This window comes from Gilvibacter sp. CC01 (assembly GCF_055755295.1).
The window spans coordinates 715,011-727,767 of the sequence record NZ_CM146909.1 but is presented as its reverse complement, the minus strand read 5'-3'; the positions used below and the strand labels follow the sequence as shown (position 1 = coordinate 727,767).

At 43.5% G+C, this 12,757-nt stretch carries 9 protein-coding genes; 3 read left to right on the top strand and 6 right to left on the bottom strand.

What is annotated here, in order from left to right:
• Window positions 1-45: 45 nt before the first annotated feature.
• The 6 genes from secA to AC0J2F_RS03380 form a co-directional block, all read right to left on the bottom strand.
• A complete protein-coding gene (secA, locus tag AC0J2F_RS03405) occupies window positions 46-3,402 on the bottom strand; it encodes a preprotein translocase subunit SecA (RefSeq protein ID WP_473008751.1) in 3,357 nt (1,118 codons plus the stop codon).
• Window positions 3,403-3,573: 171 nt separating this feature from the next.
• The gene (locus tag AC0J2F_RS03400) at window positions 3,574-3,795 is read right to left on the bottom strand and encodes a DUF2795 domain-containing protein (protein WP_008272287.1); all 222 of its coding nucleotides are present in this window, start codon (window positions 3,793-3,795) and stop codon (window positions 3,574-3,576) included.
• A gap of 178 nt (window positions 3,796-3,973) precedes the next feature.
• A complete protein-coding gene (locus AC0J2F_RS03395; RefSeq protein WP_473008749.1) occupies window positions 3,974-4,546 on the bottom strand; it encodes a cob(I)yrinic acid a,c-diamide adenosyltransferase in 573 nt (190 codons plus the stop codon).
• 158 nt (window positions 4,547-4,704) lie between these two features.
• Window positions 4,705-5,391 carry an ABC transporter ATP-binding protein gene (locus tag AC0J2F_RS03390; protein WP_087524770.1) on the bottom strand — a complete coding sequence of 229 codons (687 nt, stop codon included), beginning with the start codon at window positions 5,389-5,391 and terminating at the stop codon, window positions 4,705-4,707.
• 72 nt (window positions 5,392-5,463) lie between these two features.
• Complete coding sequence (locus AC0J2F_RS03385) at window positions 5,464-6,231, bottom strand: O-methyltransferase (protein ID WP_473008747.1); 768 nt, start codon at window positions 6,229-6,231, stop codon at window positions 5,464-5,466.
• A gap of 2 nt (window positions 6,232-6,233) precedes the next feature.
• A complete protein-coding gene (locus AC0J2F_RS03380) occupies window positions 6,234-8,093 on the bottom strand; it encodes an ABC-F family ATP-binding cassette domain-containing protein (RefSeq protein WP_473008746.1) in 1,860 nt (619 codons plus the stop codon).
• A 107-nt stretch (window positions 8,094-8,200) separates the two neighbouring features.
• Here AC0J2F_RS03380 and AC0J2F_RS03375 point away from each other — a divergent pair, with 107 nt between their 5' ends.
• The 3 genes from AC0J2F_RS03375 to AC0J2F_RS03365 are packed head-to-tail and all read left to right on the top strand — an operon-like array spanning window position 8,201 to window position 12,748.
• Entirely contained in the window at window positions 8,201-8,995 is a 795-nt protein-coding gene (locus AC0J2F_RS03375; protein ID WP_473008745.1) for a polysaccharide biosynthesis/export family protein, read from the top strand.
• A 1-nt stretch (window position 8,996) separates the two neighbouring features.
• Window positions 8,997-11,441, top strand: coding sequence for a GumC family protein (locus tag AC0J2F_RS03370; protein ID WP_473008743.1), 2,445 nt, complete (start codon window positions 8,997-8,999; stop codon window positions 11,439-11,441).
• A gap of 20 nt (window positions 11,442-11,461) precedes the next feature.
• On the top strand, window positions 11,462-12,748 hold the full coding sequence (locus tag AC0J2F_RS03365) for a nucleotide sugar dehydrogenase (RefSeq protein ID WP_473008742.1): 1,287 nt from the start codon (window positions 11,462-11,464) through the stop codon (window positions 12,746-12,748).
• Window positions 12,749-12,757 lie beyond the last annotated feature (9 nt).

The window sequence follows — 12,757 nt, the reverse complement described above, 5'->3', positions numbered from 1 at the left end:
CGCTCATGCATTGCACAGCGGTTTTTATTTTTATCAGCTTAAGGCTTAATCCTCGGTTAGTACCCATTCGCCTTTATCGAGTAGGGGAATGGCCTGTTTGTACTTTACCGTTTTAGATTCTCCGCTCATCACGTGTTTTATGGTCACCTTTTCGTTTCGCCCGATCTTAGGACGCTCTCTGGTGATCGTTTCTGTCACTTGCTGTTGCTGAGGCTGCGTATTTCCGGCAGCTCTTGCTTGAGCAGCGCGCTCATCCATATTCGGGATCTCGTCTTTTTGCGTGGTAAGTTTATCATTAGACTTCACCTGACGGGCCTCTTGTATGTTCTGATTCTCTTGAGGTAATTCTCCTTTGTACAAGAACGACAATACTTCTTTGTTCACTTTGTCGATCATCTCTTTAAAGAGTTCAAAAGCCTCGAATTTATAGATCAGAAGCGGATCTTTCTGCTCGTGCACTGCCAACTGAACCGATTGCTTTAGCTCGTCCATTTTACGCAAGTGCGTCTTCCAACTATCATCAATGATAGCTAGCGTAATGTTTTTCTCAAAATCTTGAACCAATTGTTTTCCTTCCGTCTCATAGGCTTGTTGCAAATCGGTTGCAACATTCAGCGTTTTAACACCGTCTGTAAATGGAACAAGGATTCGTTTGTACTTATCCCCTTGGTTCTCGTATACATTTTTGATAACCGGGAACGCCTGAGAGGCCGCCTTTTCCATCTTGTCCTGATAGTGGGCATAAGCCGCAGTGTAGACTGTACCAATGATCTCATTCTCATTTTTAGCGTCGAATTCTTCTTCGCTTACTGGAGAGCTCATTGAGAAATAACGGATCAAGTCGAATTCAAAATTCTTAAAATCTTTTACGGGTTTATTTGCCGCTACGATATTCTCCACAGTGTCGTAGATCATATTGGCAATATCCACACGCAGACGCTCGCCAAATAAAGCGTGGTAACGACGCTTATAGACCACCTCGCGTTGGGCGTTCATAACATCATCGTATTCCAAGAGACGCTTACGCACACCGAAGTTGTTCTCTTCTACTTTCTTCTGCGCGCGCTCTATAGATTTAGAGATCATCGAATGCTGAATCACTTCGCCTTCTTTCAGTCCTAAACGGTCCATCATCTTGGCAATACGCTCGCTACCAAACAAACGCATCAGGTTGTCTTCTAAGGAAACGTAAAACTGGGAGCTTCCCGGGTCTCCCTGACGTCCGGCACGTCCGCGTAACTGTCGGTCTACACGTCTGGAATCGTGACGCTCTGTACCAATAATGGCCAAACCTCCGGCTGCTTTGATCTCTTCGGTCAATTTAATATCCGTACCACGACCTGCCATATTGGTAGCAATGGTTACCTGCCCAGGCTTTCCAGCTTCGGCAACGATATCCGCTTCCTTTTTGTGCAATTTCGCGTTCAATACGTTGTGCGGTACATTGCGAATACTCAACATACGACTCAAGAGCTCAGAGATCTCTACAGAAGTAGTACCGATAAGTACTGGTCTTCCGGCTGCAGATAGTTCTGTAACCTCGTCGATCACTGCGTTGTATTTCTCGCGCTTGGTCTTATAGATCTTGTCTTCTCTATCGTCTCTGGCAATTGGGCGGTTGGTTGGGATCTCCATCACATCCAATTCGTAGATCTCCCAAAGTTCTCCTGCTTCTGTGATCGCAGTACCTGTCATCCCAGATAGCTTGCGATACATTCTAAAGTAGTTCTGTAGAGTAATTGTGGCAAAGGTCTGCGTAGCCGCTTCGATCTTTACATTCTCTTTAGCTTCTATCGCTTGGTGGAGTCCGTCGCTGTATCGTCGTCCGTCCATGATACGCCCCGTTTGCTCATCTACGATCATCACTTTGTTGTCCATTACGACATACTGCGTGTCTTTCTCAAAGAGGGTGTAAGCCTTTAAAAGCTGATTCAAGGTGTGAATGCGCTCACTCTTCACAGAGAAATCTCTGAATAGGTCTTCCTTTAGTTCAGCTTCTTCTTCTTTGGAAAGCTCTTGGGCTTCGATCTTGGCGATCTCGGTTCCCATTTCTGGCATCACAAAGAAGTTCGGATCGTCCTTACCCGAAAGGAATTCAACTCCTTTGTCTGTAAGCTCGATCTGGTTGTTCTTTTCTTCGATCACAAAATACAGCTCGGCATCTACCTTAGGCATTTCGCGATTGTTGTCTTGCATGTAGAAGTTCTCTGTCTTTTGCAAGAGTTGTTTTATCCCTTCTTCGGATAGGTATTTGATAAGCGCCTTATTCTTTGGCAATCCGCGGTAAACGCGAAGCAATTGTAGGCCTCCTTCTTTGGTATCACCTTCGGCGATCAATTTTTTGGCCTCTGCCAAAACTCCCGTAAGTAATTTGCGCTGCACATCAACGATATCTTGGATCTTAGGTTTGAGCTCATTGAACTCGTGACGGTCTCCTTGTGGAACCGGCCCAGAGATGATAAGCGGCGTTCGCGCGTCATCGATCAGAACAGAATCCACCTCATCGACTATGGCGTAGTGATGCGGGCGCTGAACGAGATCTCCAGGAGCGTGAGACATATTATCGCGCAGGTAATCAAAACCGAATTCGTTGTTGGTACCGTAGGTAATATCTGCATTGTAGGCAGCTCTGCGTTCTGCGGAGTTCGGACGGTGATGATCAATACAATCCACACTCATACCGTGGAACTCGAAAATAGGAGCCATCCAAGCGCTATCACGTTTGGCCAGATAATCGTTAACAGTTACTAAGTGCACGCCGTTACCAGCAAGGGCATTCAAGTAAACAGGCAGGGTAGCCACAAGGGTCTTACCTTCACCCGTTTGCATTTCTGCTACCTTTCCTTGGTGAAGGGCAATACCACCGACTAGCTGTACGTCATAGTGAACCATATCCCAGGTCACTTCTTTACCGGCAGCATCCCATGAATTGGACCAAACAGCTTTGTCTCCGTCTAAAGTAACATAAGCCTTAGTTCCAGAAAGTTCACGATCAAAGGCAGTAGCAGTCACTTCTAAAGTGTTGTTTTCGGCAAAACGCTTTGCAGTTTCTTTAATAACGGCAAAAGCTTCTGGCAAGATCTCGTCCAAGAACTGCTTTTCAATTTCGTACAGTGCATCTTTTAACTGATCGATCTCGGCATAGATATCTTCTTTACGTTGGATATCACTCACGGCCTCAGCCTCTTCAGAAAGGGATTCCATCTGTTTTTTGGTTTCCGCTTGAGCCTCCCGTAATTGGGCTCTAAAGGTGTCGGATTTAGCGCGAAGTTGGTCCAGGGTGAGCTGTGCCATTTCGCCTTCTTTGGCTTTGATCTGGTCAACCAAGGGTTGAATTTCGCCCAGATCTTTTTTGGCTTTATCGCCAACAAATACTTTTAATACGTTATCTAAAAGACCCATGTCTTGTGTGTTTCTTTTTTAGCGGTATAACTCAGGCTTCTTTTTATTCAGACTGCAAAAATGCAAACAGCTGTAAATCAAAGGAATTGAATCCGAAGAAAGTTCCTTCAGCCACAGTTCAATAGTACGCAAAAAAAAAGCCTCCTGCGAGACTTTTTTATTTATAGTGGATTAATATTCATCCTCGTTCCAAAGGTAATCTTCGTCAGTGGGATAATCTGGCCAGATCTCTTCGATAGAATCGTAAGAGTCTCCTTCGTCCTCAATGGCTTGAAGGTTCTCAACAACTTCAAGAGGGGCTCCCGTTCGAATAGCGTAATCGATCAATTCGTCTTTGGTAGCAGGCCAAGGTGCGTCGCTCAAATAAGACGCTAGCTCTAAAGTCCAGTACATAGCACTTGTTGCATTTAATTTTTGCAAAAATAATTTTTTAGATCAAAAAGTCAAGTAAAATCTAAATTATTTGTCCGTGAATAAAAAGAACGTAAGAATATCAATTTAAAAACCTGATATTCAGTTAGTTAAAATTAATTAATATTTTTCATTGCTGCCGATGGAATTAGTAGCGGTTTTAATACTTCTCCGGAATCCACTTGATTTCCTCGGCTTGCAGTTCTTGTGTCAACATCCGTGCCAACACAAAAAGATAGTCAGAAAGGCGGTTCAGGTACTTCAATACAGCCTGATCAACAGCTTCAAAATCGTTGAGTTGTGCTGCTAAACGCTCGCTGCGTCTGCATACACAGCGCGCAATGTGACAGAATGACACCGTTTGATGACCCCCTGGCAAAACAAAATGCGTCATAGGTGGGAGCAGTTCGTTCATACGATCCATTTCATGCTCTAAAGCTTCAATATCCGCCGTGCTGATCTTGGGTATATTCAGCCGTTCTTTTCCACTTTTCAAGATCGCCTTTTCCGGATCGGTAGCCAAAATAGCACCCACGGTAAAGAGCTTGTTTTGAATCTGCTCTAAGAACTTTTTGTGATTGGCATTTATCTCTTGATCACGAACAAGTCCAATATGCGAATTGAGTTCGTCTACAGTGCCGTAACTTTCTATGCGGATGTGGTGTTTAGGGACTCGCGTCCCTCCAAAAAGTGCTGTGGTTCCTTTATCGCCTGTTTTGGTGTAAATCTTCATTATCCTTTCGTTTTTCATAGTATCGCTTGCGGAATGATCGGTTCTTGCGACTGCGCGATACTTGCGCGTTGCGTTTGTTCCAGAAAAGAATCAGGACCAAGAGCAGCAATAAGCCGCCAACTACGAAATAAGGATTCTCAAGATAGGCGTCCACAAGCTTACTTGGTTCGGGTGTCTGATTCGATCATACCATCTTTAAGACGAATTACCCGATGCGCATGTGCAGCAATGTCTTCTTCGTGTGTTACCAGAATCACCGTATTTCCGCTCGCGTGGATCTCATCGAATAAATTCATGATCTCCAAAGAGGTTTTAGAATCTAAGTTTCCGGTAGGCTCATCAGCCAGAATGATAGAAGGCTTGTTGACCAATGCCCGCCCTACTGCAACACGTTGGCGTTGCCCTCCAGAGAGTTGGTTGGGTTTGTGGTCCATACGATCGGCCAGACCAACATCGGTCAAAACCTCTTCCGCACGCTTTGAACGAGCACTTTTAGAAGCTCCTGCATAGATCATGGGCAAAGCCACATTTTCTAATGCGGTGGTTCTTGGTAAGAGGTTAAAGGTTTGAAAAACAAACCCGATCTCTTTGTTGCGAATGTCGGCCAATTCATCGTCGGTGAGGTTACTCACGTCTTGTCCGTTGAGTATGTAAGTTCCGTCGGTAGGGGTGTCCAAACAACCCAAAAGATTCATTAAGGTTGATTTCCCAGAACCGGAAGGCCCCATCAAGGCTACGTATTCGCCTTGCTCAATATCGAGGTCAATTCCTTTTAAAACCTTTACAATTTCTTGTCCTAACGGGAAATCCCTTTTGATACCGCGGATCTTAATAACTGTACTCATAAAAACACCGATGGTTTATAGTATGCAAGATACTTCATTCTACGCACATAAGACGTAGACAGGCTGGCATTGTTACAATCTTAACACAAAATGTTGTTTGGGTTGTTCTTTGCGAAAAAACACCCATCCCCAATGGAAGGAGTCTATGGTGACCGTCACCTCTGGGTGAGCTTTTATTTGCTGCCAGGCCTCGGTCATTGCTGCAGACCAATATATATCGTCTAGAATAAGCAGGCTATCATTGTGAAGCTTAGGCAACAACTGCTTAAAGGTAAAAAGGGTGAAGTCCTTAGTGTGGCCACCATCTAGATAGACCAGATCCCAAGTTTGGTCGTCTTCATTTAGAAAATCAGTGAATAAGGCATTCACAGGGGTAATGTTGTTAAAACTAAACCGCTTAAATCCTTTTACCGCTTCAGCAAGGGTGTTGGGGCAGCGTTCAACGGTAGTGATATTTCCTTCTGGATGCCCAATGTGCATGGCTACCGTTCCTTTGCCTAAAGACGTTCCCAGTTCTAACATGTTTTTCGGCTTGAAATAGGCCGTTACACTAGCCATAAGTTCTTGTATCCTTTGGGACATGCCAGCAACTTTGGCAATTTGATCAACCCCTCGCTCTTCACTTTTAAAAACACGTGAGCCTGCTCCAAAATCCTCCACCTTTATTTTGAGCTGTTGCCCAATTAAGTATTTGTAGTGCTTTGGCAGTAATTGTTTTAACTCAAGTGGAATTCGAGTTTTTACTCCTTTGGTTATCAGATCGAACACAAAAGGAGAGTGCACGGCATGCTCGTTCTTGGAGTGCCACAGAAAACTCAAATATTTGAGAAACTCATACATCTTTAATCCTCCAATTTCATGGAAAGCTCAAACCAGCGTTCGGTCTTTTCTTCCAGAGTGGTAACGATCTGCTGTAATTTTAAAGACTCTTCGTTGATCTTGTCTGTGTCCCAATCCGCAGTGGCAAAAGCAGCTTCGAGTTGTTTTTTTTCGCGCTCAAACTTGGCAATGTCGCGCTCCAAGGCTTTATATTCTTTCTGTTCGTTGTAGCTGAGTTTGGCTTTAGCGCCAGGATCCTTCCAGTCGGTCTTTTCTTTTTTGATTGTTTTTTCTGTCGGATCGCTGCTGTCTTCGTAGGCCCTAAAGTCGCTGTAGTTACCTGGAAAGTCCTCAATGACTCCATCGCCTCTAAAAACCAAAAGGTGATCTACCACCTTGTCCATAAAGTAGCGGTCGTGCGAAACCACGATCAAGCAACCGGGATAGTCCAAAAGAAAACTTTCCAAGACATTTAAGGTGACAATGTCCAGATCGTTGGTGGGCTCATCGAGTATTAAGAAATTCGGATTCCCAATAAGTACAGTACAGAGATAGAGACGCTTGCGTTCGCCGCCGCTCAATTTTTCTACATAGTCGTATTGCTTTTTTCGATCGAATAAAAAGCGTTCTAGCAACTGCCCGGCAGAAAGTTGTCGACCTTTTTTAAGCGGAATATAATCGCCGTACTCGCGGATCACATCAATGACCTTTTGTCCGGGCTTTACTTCTATGCCAGCTTGAGAATAATAACCGAACTTGACTGTTTCTCCAATAACGATCTTTCCCGCATCTGGGTCGCTTACTCCAGTGAGCATATTTAAAAAACTGGATTTGCCACTACCGTTGTTTCCTATGATCCCTACGCGTTCGCCTCTTTGAAATCTGTATTCAAAATTATCGGTGATAAGCTTATCGCCAAAGGCTTTACTCACTTTGTGGAACTCGGCAATTTTAGTGCCTAAGCGCTCCATGTTGAGCTCTAGTTGCAGCTCGTGTTGTTTTCTTCTTTGATGCGCTCGTGCTTTTATCTCGTGAAAGTCGTCTATACGAGATTTACTTTTGGTCGTGCGGGCCTTAGGCTGTCTACGCATCCAGTCGAGCTCTTTTTTGTAAAGCTGAACAGCCTTGTCTGTCTCCACTTCAAACTGCTCCAATCGCATTTGGCGCTTGTCTAGATAATAGGCGTAATTGCCTTTGTAAGAATACCACTGTCCATTATCGAGTTCTACGATCTCGTTGCAAACCCTATCTAAGAAATAGCGGTCGTGAGTTACCATAAATAGGCTCACCTTTTCGCGCGTAAAAAAGGCTTCTAACCATTCAATCATTTGCAGATCTAAATGGTTGGTGGGCTCGTCTAAAATAAGTAGGTCAGGAATATTGATAAGCGCATGTGCCAATGCCAAGCGCTTCTTCTGTCCGCCGGAAAGATTACTCACCTTTTGATCCAAGTCGTGCAACTGGAATTTAGAAAGCACAGTTTCTATGCGGTTCTCAAAATCCCAAGCCTGTGCGGCTTCCATAGCGTCAAAGGCCTTTTGCATAGCTTCAGCATCTTCCGGAGTTTTTAGTGCCAAATGATACTCGTCTATGATCTTAAGGGTAGGAGAGTCCGTGTGGTAGATCGTCTCTTTGACCGTTAGATCGGCCTGCAGTTGTGGTTCTTGTGGTAGGTAAGAAACTTTCAAATCCTTTCTAAAAACAACCTGTCCGCTATCTGGAGCTTCCACCTGAGCGAGGATATTCAAAATGGCTGTCTTGCCTGTTCCGTTCTTGGCTACAAAACCAATTTTTTGCCCTTGATTGATCCCAAAGGAAATATCCTCGAAAAGCACGCGCTCCCCGTAGGCTTTAGCAATATGTTCAACCGAGACAAAATTCAATGCAGAAACTTTGGCCTAAAAATAATCAGAAAATATAGCATGCCCGGGATTTCTTTTTATTATTAGATGCGTTAGGTTATATTTGCTTGAAACTAGTTAAACACTTAATGAAGTCCGCCGTTTTATACGCCCTAGTGGCAGTTCTTCTATCATTCTCTTCTTGTATCCCTACCAAAAGGATAGCCTACTTGCAAGAGGATCTCGGAACCAACGACTCTTTGGTCGCTCTAAGAAAAGTAATGCCTCCTTATCGTGTGCAAGTCAACGATATGTTGAGTATCCGCATCAAGGCACTTGATCAGGAGCTCGTTGCTATGTTCAATCCGGTGGGAGAGAGCAACCTGAATGCAACGGGAGAACAGCGTTTGTATTACGATGGTTTTACGGTAGATCAGCATGGAAATATCAGAGTACCTACCTTAGGCGAGGTCAATGTATTGGGATATACCGTAGAAGAAATTCGAGAGACCATAGAAAAGCGTTTGTTGTCGGACTATTTTAAAGAAGATGCCAACATTTTTGTCACAGTGAAGTTAGCCGGTATCCGCTACGTGATCAATGGAGAAATTGGTCGTCCAGGATCTAGTATTATCTACCGAGATCAAGTTAGTATTATGGAAGCCATTGCCAATAACGGTAATATTGCAATTACAGGAGATCGAACAGACGTGGTTATTGTAAGGCAATATCCGCAGGGACAAAAAGTACATCACATAGATCTAACTACCATTGACGCAGTGAATTCTCCATATTATTATATTCAGCCTAACGATTTGATCTTAGTGAATCCATTACCACAAAAGTCATTGGGTACAGGTATTACAGGACTATCCTCTTTTACTACTATCCTTACTGTAATTACAGGGCTTACATCAATAATTCTTTTGGCAACGCGTCTGTAATATGAGCAAGGAATTCGAAATAGAAGATGCAGAGTATAATTTTGATTTTAAAGGCCTGCTGATCTCAGTCTTGAAGCATTGGCCCTTTTTTCTTATTGCCTGGGGTATAGGGTTCGCCATTGCTTACTATGTGAACATTAGAAAGCTCCCGGTTTATACCATGAGTAATATGATCTCCATTAAGGATGATCAAAACCCCTTTTTTACCACCAATACCAGTTTGACTTTCAATTGGGGTGGAACCACAGACAAGGTGAATACCGCTTTAATCATCTTGCGCAGCAGAACACATAATGAAGCTGTAGTAGACAGTTTGCAATTTTACACCAACTACTTGCAAGACGGTAAGTACCAGCGCACAGATGCCTACAAACTGGTACCCTTTGAGTTTATAGCCGACACCTCCAAGTATCAGGTTCTCAATGTCCCGATCACCATAACGGTTAAGGATACCTCCACCTTTATTCTGGAGGCAAGTTTTGATAAGGACAATTACCGTATTTCTCATTACGGCAAGAAGACCGCCAGAAACTGGTCTCCCGAGAAATCAACGTATAAGGGAGAATATAAATTTGGCGATGCCATCCGTTTGCCTTTCTTAAATGGTGAATTCCAGTACAAAAAGTTTCGCGGTCGTCTGAATACGCCCTATTACATTAGTTTTTCGAGTTACTATCAGGTGATCAATCGCTATAAGCGGATCAATGTCTTCAACGAATCAGATGGATCTTCTGTTTTGGTCATGCGCCTTAACGGGAACAACAAAGCGCGCCTAGTGGACTATTTGAACGGTTCTGCTCAGATCCTTCAAGATAATCTACTCGATAGAAAAAACCTTTTTGCTACTAAGACCATTGATTTTATCAATGAGAGTCTTGAAGATCAATCTCAAGAGCTCAGTGCAGTTGAGAATGAACTCAACGACTTTAAAGATCAGAACGGTATTTACAATTTGGGTCAGGAAGGAGCAGAGATCTCTACTAAATTGAGGACTTACGACCTAGAGATTGAACAGCTTGATCGTCAACTAAAGTATTTCAAAAGGCTAGAGGAGTACTTGCTTACGCGAACCAACTATAACGATGTTCCAGCCCCTTCAGTGGCAGGAATAGAAGAGGGAGCCATAAGTTCTGGGGTGGCTCGTATAGTTTCCCTATCGGAGCGCAGAAGCCGATATCAATACTCTATGCAAGAAGGAGCTCCGGCCTTTCAAGAACTTGATCGCGATATAGATGCGGTTAAAACTGTGCTTTTAGAAAATATAGAAAGTAGTAAAGATCGAGTAAGTGAAGATATTGCAGATATACGATCTAAGATCGCCCTAAACGAGGCTGCCATCCGCAAATTGCCCAAAGAACAACAAGATCTACTTAAGATCGAACGTAAATACAATATTACTTTAGGAACTTACAACTTGTTCTTGGCAAAGCGCAGTGAAGCCAAATTGGTTAAGGCTGCCAACATTAGCGACGTTTTAATGATTGACCCTGCCAAAGATACCGGAGGTGGGCAAATCGGTCCTAATAACAGCTTGAATTATGTTCTGGCTGGGATACTAGGTTTCTTCATTCCATTCCTGTTGGTATTTGTGCGCTTTTTGCTCAATAATAAAATTCAACACGGACAAGATATCAAACGTTTGTCTAGCATACCTGTTTTGGGAGTTATTGGTAAAAGCTCTGTTAGCGGAAATCTAGCCGTATTGGAACGTCCAAAATCTGCAATTGCAGAGAGTTTTAGAGCCGTCCGCTCCAGTTTACAATTCATGTATAAAAAGCAAGGTGTTAGCGGAGCAAAAACGGTGCTCATCACCAGTTCTATAAGTGGGGAAGGAAAGACGTTTTGTTCTATCAATATAGCCTCTGTTTTTGCCTTGAGTAATAAGAAGACCATACTGCTGGGCTTAGACCTGCGCAAACCCAAGATCTTTGGAGACTTTGATATTAAGAACGATATCGGCGTAGTAAACTATTTGATCAAGGACGCAACGCTAGAAGAAGTGGTGCAAAATACTTCTATTCCAAATCTGCAGGTGATCACTTCCGGGCCTGTTCCGCCAAACCCTTCTGAATTGCTCATGAACGAGCAGATGGATGAGCTTATGGAGCGCTTAAAGCAAGAATACGACTATATCATCTTAGATTCGCCACCATTGGGCTTGGTCACTGACGCTATTCAATTGGTGAAATATTCGGATGCTAATATCTATGTAATTAGGCAGAATTATACCCAGAAAGGCATGCTCTCCTTTATTAATGAGAAATACAAGAACGGAGAGGTTAAGAACATCAGTTTTGTTCTGAACTACTTCAAACAACGCCAAGGGTACGGTTATGGTTATGGCTATGGTTATGGCTATGGTGCTTACGGAAATGGCTATCATGATGCACCAGAGAGGAAATCGCTTCTAAAGCGAATAATCGGTTTGTTCAAAGGAAAAAAATAAGGGCGAGACGCCACCGCTTTATGCAGAAACCCGAGAAAATAGGAATCATTGGATTAGGGTATGTGGGCTTGCCATTAGCGGTTGCCTTTTCCAAGAATTACAAGGTGATTGGTTTTGATATCAATACAGCTCGTATCGAAAGTTTAAATGCAGGTCATGACAGCACATTAGAAGTTTCTGACCAGGACTTGCAAGCTGCTTTAAAGACAAATGATTCTAGAGGCCTTATCCTTACCGATAATGCCGATGATTTGGAAATCGTTGGTTTTTATATAGTAACAGTGCCAACGCCCATAGATGACAACAATCAACCGGACCTAACTCCTTTGATAAAAGCCAGCGAGACCTTAGGGGCTATCTTAAAGTCTGGCGATATAGTTGTTTATGAATCCACCGTATATCCGGGAGTTACCGAAGAGGTCTGCGTTCCTATTTTGGAACAAAAATCTGGCTTGACCTTTAACAAGGACTTTTATGCCGGCTATTCGCCAGAGCGTATCAATCCAGGAGACAAAAAGCATACGGTAACGAAAATATTAAAGGTAACCTCTGGTTCCACACCAGAAGTAGCCAAACTCATCGATGAGGTCTATGGCTCTGTTATTGACGCAGGGACACATTTAGCCCCAAGCATCAAGGTGGCGGAAGCCGCAAAAGTGATAGAGAATTCCCAGCGTGACATTAACATCGCCTTTGTAAACGAGCTATCTAAGATATTTAGACTGCTAGATATTGATACCCAGGCGGTCTTAGAAGCTGCCGGAACCAAGTGGAATTTTTTAAAGTTTACTCCAGGACTGGTCGGCGGGCACTGTATAGGTGTAGATCCGTATTATCTGGCGCAAAAAGCCATGGAGTCGGGTTACAATCCTGAGATCATCTTAGCAGGGAGACGCATGAACGACAGCATGGGGAATTATGTTGCTCAAGAGGTGATCAAGCTCATGCTAGCCAAAGATGCCATCATAAAAGGGGGAAAGGCCCTGATAATGGGAATCACTTTTAAGGAGAATTGTCCAGACACCAGGAATACACGTGTAGTTGATGTCATTGCTGCGCTTAAGGAGTATCATTTAGAGGTCGATGTCTTTGATCCTTGGGCCAAACAGGAGCAGGTGACGGCAGAATACGGCCTCACTGTAAAGAACAAGGAGGCAGAACTGGCAAGCCAGTACGATTGTATAGTATTAGCTGTAGCTCATGATGCGTTTAAGCAGATCGACATAAGTAAACTCAAAGGTGAAAAGAGTGTCGTTTTCGATGTAAAATCTTTCTTGCCAGAAGCTATTATTGACGGAAGACTCTAGCCATAATAA